At 38.6% G+C, this 14625-nt stretch carries 13 protein-coding genes; all 13 read left to right on the top strand.

What is annotated here, in order from left to right; translation table 11 throughout:
* Positions 1-114 precede the first annotated feature (114 nt).
* Genes TLET_RS05435 through TLET_RS05375 form a run of 13 tightly spaced genes read left to right on the top strand, consistent with a single transcriptional unit; the run spans position 115 to position 14625 of the window.
* Complete coding sequence (locus tag TLET_RS05435; RefSeq protein ID WP_012003108.1) at positions 115-858, top strand: ATP-binding cassette domain-containing protein; 744 nt, start codon at positions 115-117, stop codon at positions 856-858.
* Positions 859-862: 4 nt separating this feature from the next.
* Positions 863-1825 (top strand): 1-phosphofructokinase family hexose kinase, encoded by a 963-nt coding sequence (locus TLET_RS05430; RefSeq protein WP_012003107.1) that lies wholly within the window; start codon positions 863-865, stop codon positions 1823-1825.
* A gap of 9 nt (positions 1826-1834) precedes the next feature.
* Positions 1835-2281, top strand: coding sequence for a CBS domain-containing protein (locus TLET_RS05425; protein WP_012003106.1), 447 nt, complete (start codon positions 1835-1837; stop codon positions 2279-2281).
* Between the two features lies 1 nt (position 2282).
* Entirely contained in the window at positions 2283-3584 is a 1302-nt protein-coding gene (gene mtaB / locus TLET_RS05420; RefSeq protein ID WP_012003105.1) for a tRNA (N(6)-L-threonylcarbamoyladenosine(37)-C(2))-methylthiotransferase MtaB, read from the top strand.
* Complete coding sequence (locus TLET_RS05415) at positions 3556-4392, top strand: aminotransferase class IV (protein ID WP_012003104.1); 837 nt, start codon at positions 3556-3558, stop codon at positions 4390-4392. The genes mtaB and TLET_RS05415 overlap by 29 nt, the downstream gene beginning before the upstream one ends.
* The gene (locus tag TLET_RS05410) at positions 4389-4679 is read left to right on the top strand and encodes a DUF721 domain-containing protein (protein WP_012003103.1); all 291 of its coding nucleotides are present in this window, start codon (positions 4389-4391) and stop codon (positions 4677-4679) included. Before TLET_RS05415 ends, TLET_RS05410 begins: the two co-directional genes overlap by 4 nt.
* The gene (gene gyrB, locus TLET_RS05405; protein ID WP_012003102.1) at positions 4676-6568 is read left to right on the top strand and encodes a DNA topoisomerase (ATP-hydrolyzing) subunit B; all 1893 of its coding nucleotides are present in this window, start codon (positions 4676-4678) and stop codon (positions 6566-6568) included. Before TLET_RS05410 ends, gyrB begins: the two co-directional genes overlap by 4 nt.
* Positions 6561-7067, top strand: coding sequence for a DUF4894 domain-containing protein (locus TLET_RS05400; RefSeq protein WP_012003101.1), 507 nt, complete (start codon positions 6561-6563; stop codon positions 7065-7067). Before gyrB ends, TLET_RS05400 begins: the two co-directional genes overlap by 8 nt.
* On the top strand, positions 7054-8325 hold the full coding sequence (ftsA, locus tag TLET_RS05395; protein WP_012003100.1) for a cell division protein FtsA: 1272 nt from the start codon (positions 7054-7056) through the stop codon (positions 8323-8325). The genes TLET_RS05400 and ftsA overlap by 14 nt, the downstream gene beginning before the upstream one ends.
* A 21-nt stretch (positions 8326-8346) precedes the next feature.
* The gene (ftsZ, locus tag TLET_RS05390; protein ID WP_012003099.1) at positions 8347-9411 is read left to right on the top strand and encodes a cell division protein FtsZ; all 1065 of its coding nucleotides are present in this window, start codon (positions 8347-8349) and stop codon (positions 9409-9411) included.
* Complete coding sequence (locus TLET_RS05385; RefSeq protein ID WP_012003098.1) at positions 9398-11089, top strand: GspE/PulE family protein; 1692 nt, start codon at positions 9398-9400, stop codon at positions 11087-11089. Before ftsZ ends, TLET_RS05385 begins: the two co-directional genes overlap by 14 nt.
* Entirely contained in the window at positions 11086-12291 is a 1206-nt protein-coding gene (locus tag TLET_RS05380) for a hypothetical protein (protein ID WP_012003097.1), read from the top strand. Before TLET_RS05385 ends, TLET_RS05380 begins: the two co-directional genes overlap by 4 nt.
* A gap of 21 nt (positions 12292-12312) precedes the next feature.
* Entirely contained in the window at positions 12313-14625 is a 2313-nt protein-coding gene (locus tag TLET_RS05375) for an endonuclease MutS2 (protein WP_012003096.1), read from the top strand.

The raw sequence follows: 14625 nt of genomic DNA, 5'->3' as shown, positions 1-14625 counted from the left end.
TGAAGAAAAACCCGAAAAACCCAAAAACAGTATCACAAATTGAACTCCTTCGTATGCTGAAAGATGGTGAAGAAGGTGCGAAAGAGGAACTGCGAAGGAGGATGACTCTTTCTGATGGAGAAACCAATCAAGCAAGAACAGCAGAAAGTAAACAGCGATCGTAGTTCTGTGGAGTTTATTAATTTTTCCTTGTCTATCGATGGAATAGATGTGCTGAGGAATATCGATCTGGTAATGAAATCAGGTGAGTTGGCTATTGTCTACGGCCCTCGAGGGGCTGGTAAATCCGCGCTTTTAAGATCCCTCCTCAGATTGAACAGAGAAATATATGATAATGTAGAACGATCGGGTGAATTAAAAGTAAACGGAAAGCCAGTTAATGCTTATGACAAAAAGACATTGAGGCGACTCGTAACCTATGTAGAGCCTTCTTTTGTTGAAGCCCTTGATCATCTCAGATTCGGTGAATTTATCAATTTAGTTCTGGCGGAAAAGCAAGTTTCACTGGACGAACTATCTACTGAACTTGACAGGCTTGGAATATTAAGATTGCTGAAACGGGAAATGCGAACCCCTCTCAGGGAATTCTACACTATGGAAAAAATAATGGTCCTTCTATTTGCGGCAATAGTCAGAAAATCTTCAATAATTGTTTTAGATTGTATTCTTGACCACGTCGATGATGATGCCATAGTCCCGGTTGTTAGGGAACTTTCTTCAATAAAAGAAGATAGAGTCGTAATACTCAGTACAAGGCATCAAAGCCGTTTCCTCCCAATGGCAGATTTGTTTGTAGCAATAAAAGATGGTAGAATTGAATACAAAGGGGCTCCAAGAGAATTAGTACTGAAGAGGTGAAAATTTGAAAGTTATAACAGTCACTTTCAATCCTGCCTTAGACAGAGAGTTTATAATCGAGGATTTTCAAGTGAATAAATTACACAGAATTTTACACCGTGAAGATATGCAAATGTCTCCAGGCGGAAAAGGAATAAATGTTTCTATTGCACTTGCAAAGCTCAGAGTGCAATCGGTTGCAATAGGTGTTCTTGGAGGTTATATTGGAAGAGTGCTTCTGACCGAATTAAGCAAACTAAGTCCGTTGATAAGCACGAGTTTCGTGCACATTGATCATGAAACCCGGGAAAACATAGCTATTTTGGATCCTAAGGATCATACAATTACAGAAATCAACTCCCCCGGGCCAACCGTTGAAAAAAGAACTGTCGATTTTCTTGTAAAAAGATACCAGATGCTTCTTTCAAGAGCAGAGGCAGTTGTTCTGTCAGGTAGCCTCCCGCCAAATCTTGGTGGAGAAATTTACGGGATGTTGGCAAAGATGGCTAAGGAAAAAGGGAAACAGGTCTTCATGGAAATAACCGACGACTACATTAGATCTGCTTTCGATATTCAAGTTCCGAATGTAATAAAACCGGATGTGAGACAAAAAGCAGTTGTTCTTGGAAAAAAACTAATCTCTCTTGAGGATTATGTTGACACTGCTTCTGAGCTTGTCGATATGGGAGCCGAAATGGCAATAATCTCATACCAAATTAAAAGTGATATTGTAGCAACAAGTGATGGAGTATGGATTATTTCAACCCCATTAGAGATAGAAATATCGAATCTCCTTGGCGCTGGAGATGCTTATATAGCCGCCATGGTTTATAAGAGGCTAACCTGTCCAAATTGCGATCACTTAGAAGTAGCGAAATTTGGCTACGCAGCTGCTTTAGCAAAAACCAAAAAACTGCCGAAAGAAATGCCAGAATATAACGAAATCAACGAATGTTTGAATAACTGCGAAATTAAGAGACTCAGGTAGGTGATCGCTGTGCGTGTATTTGATGTGATGACCCGCGATGTAACAGCTGTAACCAAAGATGAAAGTGTTGAGAACGTATTACGCATAATGTCGAGTCAATTACTCTCTGGAATACCTGTAGTTTCTGAGGATATGAGAGTTATTGGGTTTATAAGTGAAAGCGATATAATTAGAGCGACGGTGCCAAGTTATTTTTCTCTTCTTCAATCAGCTTCTTTCATACCTGACATGAACCAATTTCTCAGAAATGCCAAACTTGTAAAAGATAAGCCTGTTTTTGAATACATGTCTTCTCCACCGATAGTTGTGAATGAGCATGCTAATTTGATACATGTTGCAGACATTATGATCAGGCATAACATAAAAGTCATACCTGTGGTTGATGATCTTGGCAGATTGGTCGGTATGATCGGCCGCACTAATATTTTAAAAGCAGCAATGGAAGGGGCTCTGTAAAATGAAAAGAGCTTATGTTACTTTCCTTGGCTGTAAAGTCAATCAGTATGAATCTGAGTATATGATTGAACAACTTGAGCAGCACGGGTTTGTAATGTCACCAAATTTTTCGGAAGCTGATCTTTGTGTGCTAAATACCTGTGCCGTCACTTCTGAGGCTGCAAGAAAATCGAGACAATTGATTAGAAAATTAAGAAGATCAAATCCGGATGCTGTAATAGTAGCAACAGGATGCTATGCTCACATAGATGCGCAAAGTCTCATTGATATCGGAGCAAATATAATCATTGGAAACAATGAAAAACGCAATTTAGTTAATTACATAGCGAGGTACTTTGAAAATTCTTCGAATTTTGTAGATGTGAGCGAACCAGATCAGGAAGTTTTGGAAAAAGTTAAAAGCTTTCTCTCAGATAGAACCAGGGCGTATATAAAACTTGAGGATGGTTGCAATGAATTTTGCAGTTACTGTATAGTCCCCAAAACACGAGGAAAGCAAATAAGAAGTAAGCCTGTTGAAGTTGTAATTAAAGAAATGAACGATCTTTTGAATAATGGGTACAAAGAAATTGTACTTACAGGCGTGAATCTGGGAAAATATGGTCGGGACATAGGAACATCTTTAAGCATGTTATTAAGGACTCTGCTAAATCAGATTCATGATGATTCGAGAATTCGGCTTAGCTCAATAAATGTTCAAGATTTATCAGACGAATTGATATCGCTATTTGCCTTGAGTAACAAATTATGCCCTCACCTTCATATACCTCTGCAAAGCGGTTCAAATAGAATTCTGCAGAAGATGAACAGAAAATATACTGTTGAAGAAGCTCTCGACATCTTTGAAAAGCTGAAATCAATTAATCAGTATTTTTCTTTTACAACAGACGTAATCGTTGGTTTCCCCGGAGAAACAATTGGCGATTTTTTGCAAACGCAAGAATTAATCAAGGAAATCGGCTTTGTGAAGGTGCACATTTTTAAATATTCATCCAGACCCGGGACAGTAGCAAGTAAACTTGGTTACCATATATCAAATGATGAAAAAGAGAGAAGAGCAAAAGAACTTGCAGCTTTGTGTAAAGAGATTTCAGAAAAATATCGAAAGAAAAGTATTGGAAAAATCAGGCATGTTCTTGTTGAGCATAACAGATCGGGTATATGTTCCGGTTACGACGAATATTATGTGCGCCATGAGTTTGCCGATGGCGATATTGGGAATATCGAGAGAGTAATCGTAAAGTGCGTAAGCACTAATGGGGTGGTGTCGGTACTTGCTGATCTGGAAGGGGCGCTGGCTTGAAAAGCATGAAGCGTATATTTCCTTAGAGGAACCATGCCTTTTATACGGAGGTTTGGTTTATGAAACACTGAGAACCTATAATAGGAAACTATTTGCTGGTAAATATCATTTTGACAGACTCAAAGCATCAGCAGGTTGTTTGCATATAAAAATAGATATGGATTATGAAAATTTTCGGAAGATCATCTCTGAAGGTGTTGAGAAGGTAAACTGCGATGTATCTGTAAGAATCATGTTGTTGCCCCGTGGCAATATAAGTGCTTTTGGGTTTGAGACAAAATCTTATGAATTAATCATTTTTCTCGAGAAATTGAACATTTCGAAATTTCCGGAAAAAGTAAAAGTATCGTTGAGCAAAGTTAGAAAGATAGATGATTTAGCCACACCTGCGTATTTAAAAATTGCTGGCAGAACAGATATATTACTGGCAAAAATGGAAAAAGGAGATGCCTACGATGTTATCATGCTTGGAAGTAAGGGACAGGTTTGTGAAGGGACTTTTTCAAATGTGTTTTTAGTGAAGAACAACACTGTTGTTACGCCCAGTCTTGATAGTGGTATTCTGCCCGGGATAACGAGAAAAAATGTGATAGATCTGTGTAAATCGCTGGGAATAACTGTGGAAGAACGATGGGTTGAACCAATAGAGTTATGCGATGCAGACGAGCTTTTCTTGACTCATACGAGTAGAGGCGTTGTGCCTGTTGATGAGTTAAGCAGTTGCAAAACTTACTCAAAATCTGTTGGAAGATTTCTCGTATCGAAATTTGAAGAATACATAGGCTCCATAGAGGAAAACTGGTTATGAAGAAAATAAACGAGATTTTCGATATGCTTTCATTTAAAGACCCACTATTCAAAGAATTGAAGCTCAGATCGTTTTTTCAATATGAATTAAGCAGTTTCTTGGGAGAGGCTTTGGCAAGGCATTGCAAATTCTTACAATTCAAAGAGGGCGTTCTGTATCTGGAATGTGATGATCCAATCTGGCTTACTGAGGCCAATTTTATGAAAAGAAAGATAAAAGATAAAATAAACGAATTGTTTCATCAACAAATGGTTAAAGACATAGTCCTTAGGAGGTGCAAGTTATGACAGATTACAAAGCTGAAAGTATTCGAATATTGAAGGGATTAGAAGCAGTCAGGTTAAGACCCGGTATGTACATTGGTTCCACAGGAAAAAGTGGATTACATCATTTGGTGTATGAAATAGTAGACAACAGCATAGATGAGGTAATGGCTGGTTTTTGCAACACGATCCGTGTAACACTTTTCGAAGACAACACGGTTGAGATCGAGGACAACGGAAGAGGTATACCTGTTGACACGCATCCGGAAACTGGCCGAAGCGCGCTTGAAGTTGTCATGACAACGCTTCACGCAGGTGGTAAGTTCTCAAAAAATATTTATAAGGTCAGTGGGGGTTTACATGGTGTCGGTGCTTCCGTGGTAAATGCTCTATCGGAAATTCTCGAAGTTTGGATCCACAAAGAAGGTAAGATATATTATCAAAAATATTCAAGAGGATTTCCACAATGCGAAGTTACCGTTATTGGCGAAACAGATAAACAGGGTACAATCGTGAGATTTAAACCTGATGATCAGATATTTTCAATCCTCAAATTCGACCCCGATTTAATTGAGAACAAACTTAGAGAATTAGCTTTTCTCAACCCTCAGGTAAAAATAATATTTGAGGACCTGGCAAACGAATATACCGTTACAATGCATTATGAAGGGGGTTTACGTGAATATGCCCGCTACCTTGCGTCTGGAAGAAAACCCATTCATGAAACAATCGAAGTTTCTGGCGAACTGGACGAAATAATCGTCAAAATAGCAATCATGTACACAGATTCTTACGAAGAAGAGAAGATATATTCTTATGCAAACAACATAAGAACTATTGACCATGGTACTCACGTTACCGCTTTTAAAAACACCTTTACAAAGATGCTGAATGAGTATGCAAGATCTCTTGGCATATTGAAGAAAGATGAATCCTTTTCTGGAGAAGATGTGCGGGAAGGATTGATAGCTATTGTAACTGTACTTATGAAAGAGCCAGAATTCGAAGGGCAAACCAAATCAAAACTTGGCAGTGAAAGTGCTGGAATAGCTGTTTCAAGAATACTAAAGGAGAAATTATCGGAATATTTTGAAGTGAATAAGCAGGTTTTAAAGGTGATTCTTGAGAAAGTATTAAAAACTATGAGGGCAAGAGAGGCAGCGCGTAAAGCCAGAGAGTTGGCCAGACGAAAAAATGCCATGGAAAACTTATCTTTACCAGGCAAACTTGCAGATTGCGTTTCATCAAATGTCGAAAATTCGGAATTATTCATAGTAGAGGGAGATTCCGCTGGTGGTTCAGCAAAACAGGCTCGAGATAGAGAATATCAGGCCATACTTCCATTAAGGGGTAAAATCCTGAATGTTGAGAAATCCTCAATGCAAAAATTGCTTGCAAACGAGCAGATTAAAGATATTATTGTTGCAGTTGGGACTGGTATTGGTGATAGTTTTGATTCTTCAAAACTACGGTACGGGAAAATAATTATTATGACAGATGCAGACATTGATGGTGCGCATATAAGAACACTGTTACTCACATTCTTTTTCAGGTATATGAAACCTCTAATAGAGGACGGAAGAATATACATAGCTGTTCCACCATTGTATAAAGTATCTTTTTCTTCGAATTCCGTGTATGTTTACACAGAAGAGGATTTCCAGGCTTTGAGACGCGAGCTTGGTGAAGAAAGAAAGCTGGAAGTTCAAAGATACAAAGGATTAGGGGAAATGAATCCTGAACAATTGTGGGAAACAACAATGAATCCAGAAACTCGGAAGTTGATACAAGTAAATATTGAAAATGCCGAAGAAGCAGATGCATTGTTTGAAATATTAATGGGTGAAAGTCCATCAGAGAGGAGACGTTTTATAGAGAGGCACGCATTGAAGGTGACCTATTTGGATGTATAACTCACAAAAAGCAATATATTTTACAGGAGCAATATGTTTTGTCATTACATTTTTCGGATTTTTGAACTTCTTCCCGGACAAGGTTCTGTATCCTGACCGAGGGGAAGATTATTGTATTATATTTTATAAAAATAGATTCTGGTGGATTTCTGAAAAGGGGTTTCTCTTGCATACCGCTTCCATTGATGATATTGTTAAACAAGCATTTATAACAGATGTTAATGTCAATAGCCTGATAGTCGATGCAAATGATGTCAATATAATTCAAAGAATCGAGGATGTCCTGAAAAATCCATACATTGCTGAGATTAAATTAAGTAATAAAAGTGCAATTTTGTTAAAAGGTGTTGTATTATATTTCAATGAATGGGATGATTTGATAAGGCACAGTTCAAAGCTGGAAAAATTGCTCAAAACAATGGAGCCCAGAACAGAGTATTTTCTCTCGTCTTCGGGGCTTGTCTATAAGATCAGAGGTGGTGGCGGTGAGGAAAAGTGAAACATACGTTTCTATCGATATAGGTTCTTATTCAATTAAAGGACTGGTGGTATCGAAAACACCAGAAGGATATGAGCTTGCGGTTCATTCAACAACGCACTCAAGGGGAATTGACAGTGGGGAAATCAAAGATGTGATTGCTTTCAGAGAAAGTTTCAATCAGATGTTGAGTCAAATTGATGAAGTAGTTAATTTAAACCGAGCCAGCGTAATTATCTCAACAAGTTGCGGTAGATTTTCTCTTCACGAGGTAAGCAAAGAAATGAATATTTCTGAAAGCGAAAAGAGAACAATTGACGAAAATGTAATTGACAGTTTGAGGCAATCGATAATTGAAAATTTTGGAGATAGTTATCAGGTTCTGCATATTTATCCTAAAAGATATATGATAGATAGATCAAAAGCAGTTTTCAATCCGCTTGGCATGCTTGCAAATCATTTGCAGATGGATGTAACTACGGTAACCATAGATAAATCAACAAATGCTCTATATGAATTTCTTCAAGATTTAATTCCAGTGGATTTCGATTTTGCATCGTCGCTCATAACAGCTTCAGAAGGTGTTCTGACGGATAATGAAAAAGAAGATGGGGTTTGTGTTGTAAAATTAGGGCATTCCAGTTCAGCAATTGTTATTTTTGGAATGGGAGTGCCTATAAGGTTTGAAACTGTATCCCTTGGCATGAAAAATGTTATAAAAGATATCTCTATAGTTTTTAACACATCTCTGGAAGAAGCCGAAAGGTTGTTAAAAACTCATGGAAATGCTATGTATGGTGACATGGCATTTGATCAACAGGAAGTTGAATTTAGAGGACTCGATGGCAGAACAATTAGAAGCATAAGTAAAAACGACCTTGCAAAGGTGATACATGCACGGCTCAGAGAGATATTAACAAAAGTAAAGCGAGTTTATAAAGAAACAATTATGACGATACCAGAGTTTTCTACCAAAGGGCTGCCAGGCGGTGTGGTTTTGCTTGGCGGGGGAGCAAAGGTGCCAAGGTTACTTGATTTAGCACTGGACGTTTTCAAGAATCCAGTGCGAATAGGAACATACAACACATCAACAAATGTCGTGATAAACAATTCAGAAGAAATACTCGACGATCCTTCTTATGTATCAGCATTTGGCGGCTTTATCTCTTTGATTCAGGAAGAAAAAAACCTTGAGCTTCCGGTTGCCAAGTACCAGAAAAAGGAAGTTGCTCAGGGTTTCTTCAAGCGACTTGTTGAGATATTCAAGAACCTCTGGTAATAAAAAGGGGAGGTAGATTCCATGCCATTTGAACTGGGAAAATCAAAAACAAACGGATCAGATAGATTCACTAAAAAGCGTATCCCTGTAATAAAAGTGATAGGTGTTGGGGGCGCTGGGAATAATGCCATCAATAGAATGGTGGAAATAGGTATAAAAGATGTTTCTTTTATTGCTGTAAACACAGATGTTCAAGTGCTGGAGGAAAACAAAGCGAACATAAAGATACAAATTGGCGAAAAGAGAACTCGCGGGCTTGGAGCAGGAGGTGACCCGCAAGTTGGTGAAGAAGCAGCGGAAGAGAGCAGAGAAGAACTTGAGCAAGCTTTGCAAGATGCTGACATGCTCTTCATTACTGCTGGATTCGGTGGTGGTACAGGAACAGGCGCCACACCAGTCATAGCCGAAATTGCTAAAAGTATGGGAGCGCTCACCGTCGCCGTCATCACAACTCCGTTTTATTTTGAAGGAAAAGAACGCTGGAATGTTGCAGTAGAGGGGTTAAGAAAATTAAGAAAAAACGTAGATACTTTGATCAGGATCTCAAACAACAAACTGCTTGAAGAATTGCCACCTGATGTAACAGTAGTAAATGCGTTCTTGAAAGCTGATGAAACGCTTCATCAGGGTGTGAAGGGTATATCAGAATTGATAACTAAACGGGGTTATATCAATCTCGATTTTGCCGATGTGGAATCAGTTATGAGAAATGCCGGAGCAGCCATGCTTGGTATAGGGCTCGGAAAGGGCGAAAACAGAGCAGTAGAAGCTGCTAAGAGAGCTATGGAAAGCAAGCTTATGGATCGTCCGGTGGAAAATGCAAAGGCGATTATTTTAAATGTTTCAGCACCACGAACTGTACAATTAAGGGAGATGCATGTAGCAGCTGCGATTATTAGAGAAAACTGCAGTGAAGATGCCGATGTAAAATTTGGTTTGATAATCGACGATGAACTTGAAAACGATGAATTGAGAGTAACTCTAATAGCAACAGGTTTTGATGAAGAGGATAGATATCTTTTCCCGGAGAGCGAAATCCCCGCTGTCTATCGACTGGGCTTGGAGGATATGAATGGCATTGGATAAGCCAAGATATAAAAGACTTGGTGAAATATTGGTTGAAAAGGGTTTAATAACCAAAGAAGAGTTAATAAAGGCTTTAGATGAGCAAAGAAAGAATCGAAAAGCCATAGGTGAAATTCTTGTCGAAATGGGTATTATCACCTGGGAAGAAATTACAGAAGCCTTAAGCCAGCAATACAACATTCCAATGCTAAAAGACCCACCTCGTGCAATTCCGGTTGACGTGCTGAGAGGTATACCAAAAGCCATGATTGATGAATTAAGAGCTATTCCTGTTGATAAAAAAGATGACAAAATAGTTGTTGTAACAGATAGCGTGTACAACATATCACGTATTACCAGCGAAATAAAATTTTTGACAGGTAAAGACCCTGTAATCTACCTTATAACTCCCACACTTTTCTCATTAATGTATGAACAGCATGTTAAAGGAGCTCCTATGGCTCTGGCGGAAGAAATACCTGTTGAGCAGTTTGAAATTGTAGAGGAAGAAACGGAAGAGACTTTTGCAGACGTGGAAGCGCCTGTCGTTAGAATGGTCAATGCCATAGTTCAAAAAGCTGTTCAAATGGAAGCGAGCGATATTCATATTGAGCCATTCAGAAATTACGTAAGAGTTCGCTACAGAGTAGATGGTCTTTTGAGAAAAATAACCGATTATTCTAAATCTCAACATGGCGCTGTTGCCACAAGAATAAAAATCATGTCAGGCCTTGATATATCTGAGAAGAGATTGCCCCAAGATGGCAAGTTTTACATGAACATTCAGGGGGACCAGTATGATTTTCGTGTTTCAACGATGCCATCTGTTCATGGCGAAAAAATAGTTATGAGAATATTGAAAGTATCAGGCGCGTACAAACAACTTGAGGAACTTGGCTTCAGCGAATTCAACTATAAACATATATCGAATCTTCTTAAACGTCCAAATGGAATAATTCTTGTAACTGGTCCTACCGGAAGTGGAAAATCTACCACTTTAGTTGCAATGATAAATAAGCTGAAAGATGTTACATTGAATATAATAACCGCTGAAGACCCAGTGGAGTACACAATAGATGGCGTTACTCAATGTCAGGTGAATCCTGAAATTGGGTTGACATTTGCAAGATATTTGAGATCCTTTTTAAGACAGGATCCAGATATTATTATGGTTGGAGAGATGAGAGATAAAGAAACGGCAGGCCTTGCAATCGAGGCTTCTCTTACCGGCCATCTGGTTTTAAGTACTTTGCATACGAACAGCGCTGCCGCAGCAATTGACAGGATGGTTAACATGGGTATTGACAGGCACATGATTGCAACTTCGCTGATAGGTGTGATAAGCCAGCGCCTTGTCAGAAAATTGTGTGAAAACTGCAGAATAAAAACCGAGCTAAGAAAAGAATATACTGAAATGTGGAAAGCAGCCTTTCCTGAAATAGAACCTGTTGAATATGTTGCCGGAAATGGTTGTGCTGAATGCAACGGCACCGGTTACAAAGGTCGTGTAGCAGTAGGAGAGGTATTAATAGTTAATAGAGATGTGAAAGATCTTATAGTCTCAGGTGGTGGCGAAAGGGAGATTTATGATCTGGCACTTCGAATGGGAATGCGCCCCATGTTCATAGATGGATTTGAAAAAGTTTTAAAAGGAATTACTTCTTTTGAAGAAGTCCTTAGGGTGACGACCGGGACATGAAATATTTTTCCAGAGACCCTGACGATTGGAAAAAACAGGAGCAGGAATTTCTCAAGAGAGAAAAGGAAAACACAAAGAAATATCGCAGGCAAGGTTTTTATTTTTTAATATTTAATTTAGTCGTTGTGCTGATTTTCTTTTTTGGTTTGAGATTGTATTATGCTCAACTTCCGTCGGAAGAATCAGATATTAACCAGCTCCTCTTACAGGTAGAAAGCCCCTATAATTCAGGTTTACCACTTGATTTGCAGGTAAGGCTCTACAACAACTATAATAAAGAACGTGAAGTGATTCTCGACGGGTTTACACTGAGTATAAACAAAGGGGATAAAACTGTCTACAGTTTTGTTCAAAAGGACACAGTAAGTGCCAGCCTCGAACCATTCACAAGCCGTTTGCTTTTCGACCTGAAAAGAGAGGTAGAACTTACATCTCTCGAGGCTGGAGAGTACATTGTACACGTAAAAGTTAATGTTAACGGCCAGCAGATTACTGCCCAGAAAACTTTTTTAAGTGTTGAAAAATATCAGGTAGATGTTGATGGACTAATGGATTTCTATTTTCCGGGAGAAATTATGAAGTTATCTGTTTATTTAATCAATAATACTGCACATTTGAGAGATCTGGAAGTAAAATCTTTGAAAGTTACTCTGAAAAAAAACAATGAAATTATCTGGCAAGAAGATTCTTTCGATCAGAAAATGTGGTCAGAAGTGGGTGTAGGTAAAAGTGTCTTGATCGAAGACGATTTGAAATTTCAATTTCAGCAGGAGGGGCGTTATATTCTTTCCATTCAAGCTGAAGTGAATGGCTCACTGACTTCTTTATCGCTTCCAGTAGCCTGCGTTCGCGAATATGATTACGGCAGTAATATAGAAAAGGTAGATTTTTATACTGATGCACCAAAGCAAAATCCATTAGGTGCTAAGATGTCTTTTTCTGTATATCTTCAAAATCCCACAGCAAAAGATATTTTTCTACTTCTGGATAAACTGGAAGTTTTACTGCCACCAAGCGCCCTTGATTTTCAGAAGACCTCTGTTAGAATATGGTTGGACCCTTATGCAAAGTATGAAATTTTTAAATTTCTTCCGAAAAATTCATCGGCGATCACTCAGCCGGGAATATATAAACTAATTGTTCGAATTCATTCGTCAGGAAAAACACGAGAATTCGAAAGCCATATTCAAATATTAGAATAGGGTCATATGGAGGTGTAAGAAATAGAGGTTTATACACTTGAACGACTCGATTTCGACAAAATTGTCTCTATAGTTAAAAAATTCGCGCTGAGCAATTGTGGAAAAAAACTACTTGAAAGCTTCAAACCAGTAGACAATCCTCATGATGAATTAAATGCAGTTGACGAGTTTATAAAAATTGTCAAAAGTGAATATGATATTCTGCCATCAAATCTGACATTGATAGACCAGGATGATATTTTCGAAAAAATAGAAAGCGCGCAAACCCTTGGTTCTGAAGAATTGCTAAAAATGGCTGATTTGCTATCTATTATTGGGGTCGTCAAAAAGAACTTATCTGATCTTGCTGATGATTTTCGAACAAAACAACTGAGTGGTTCTCTCGGTAATTACACAAAGATGGTTGAAGAAATACACAAGTGTATAGATGAAAACGGATGGGTTCGTGATAACGCATCTGAAAAACTAAAAGAAATAAGAGACGAACAGAAAAAAATTACAAAGAAAATTCGCAAAGAAATTGAGAATTTCGTTAACTCTCACAGGAATTTTTTGCAAGAGCCGGTTGCAACCATCAGAGATGGAAGGCATGTCTTTCCTGTTAAAGCTTCATATAAATCTCAAATCAAAGGAATAGTGCATTCTGTTTCCTCTACAGCTGTAACATATTTTGTTGAACCAGAGCAATTTGTTCCATTGAACAATAACATTAGAGAACTTAGAGACCAAGAGCAGGATGAAATCAACAAAATATTAAGGGATCTGACTTTGAGGTTATTTGACAACTGGCGTAAAATCAAATCTGATTTGCAAACTCTTGCATACATAGATTCATTGTACGCAAGAGCTGTGTTTGCTCTTAAATACAATGCACATGTCATCTATCCCTCACAGGAAGGTGTGATCAAGCTCATTTCTGCAAGGCATCCACTTATAGATCCACAAAAAGTTGTTGCTATTGACGTAGAACTCGCAAAAGATAAATGTGGTCTTGTGATTACTGGACCAAATACGGGCGGGAAAACAGTGACACTGAAAACCGTTGGTTTGTTCTGCAGTATGATGATGGCTGGATTTCCTCTGACCTGCGACAAAAACTCAAAATTGCCGGGTTTTTCAAAAATTGTAATAGATGTTGGCGATGAACAGGATATTCAACAGAACCTGAGTACTTTTTCATCTCATATGGCAAATATAGCCAGAGCGCTGAGTATAGCAGATCAAACAACGCTGGTGCTGCTTGACGAGCTTGGGTCAGGAACTGATCCAATGGAGGGCGCGGCATTAGCCCTGGCAATAATGGATAAACTTAAACAATCAGGCTGCAAATTCATCGCAACAACTCATCTGACACCGGTGAAAGTTTATGCTGCCAATGATGATAACTTTGTCAGTGCTTCAGTTGAATTTGATCCAGAAACACTGAAACCAACATACCGCGTTCTGATGGGAGTTCCAGGTGCCTCGCATGCATTTGAGATTGCGAGAAAGCTGGGAGTTGATGAAACTATTCTTGAAAACGCCCGCCGTTTGATGGGCGAAGATTACATGAATATTGAGAAAGCTATCGAAAAATATCAAAAGCAAAGTATTATTCTCCAGGAGAAAATCAGAGCTCTTGAGGAAGAACAGGAAGAACTCAAGAAAATTAAAGAAGAATACAAGAAAAAATATGAAAGGCTCAAAAAAGGAAGAGTTGAAGAACTTGACGAAGAATTGAAAAATATGTACAACTATATAAAGGAAATGAAAAAGCAAATTGACGAGGCAATAAGTAATGTGAGAAAGCGCGATAGAGATCTTGAAGCACTCAGGAATGCGTCAAAAATCTTTGAAAGGCAGTCAAGAACAATCAGAAAAATGGAAATGCTTGGGGAAACAGCTCTCTCAGAAAATATAACAACAGGAGATACTGTTCAATTGAAAAATGGAGGAGCTATTGGTAAAGTTGTTGGAATGAGAGGCGAAAAGTTCGTAGTTGATTTTTCTGGCATAAAAATTGAGGCATATTCATCGTCACTTGTTAAAATACCTCCTGAAAAACTCAAAGATTCATCAAATCCCCATCCTGTTTTTTCTTATTACAACCCCCTGAGCAAACCAGAAATAGATGTAAGAGGTCTGACTGTTGAAGAAGCAGAACCTCTGGTAGAGGATTTCATAGACAAGCTGGTTCTATCTGAATTTAAGGTAGGGTACGTGATTCATGGAAAAGGGACAGGGAGATTAGCAGTAGGAATATGGGAAGTGCTCAGGCGAGATGGAAGGGTTAAGAAGTACAGATTCGGTACCCCGAGCGAAGGCGGTACTGGAGTAACTGTTGTGGAGGTGTAA

Source organism: Pseudothermotoga lettingae TMO (assembly GCF_000017865.1).
Classification (GTDB): domain Bacteria; phylum Thermotogota; class Thermotogae; order Thermotogales; family DSM-5069; genus Pseudothermotoga_B; species Pseudothermotoga_B elfii.
The sequence above is the reverse complement of the archived record's forward strand: the minus strand, read 5'-3'. Positions and strand labels throughout refer to the sequence as shown.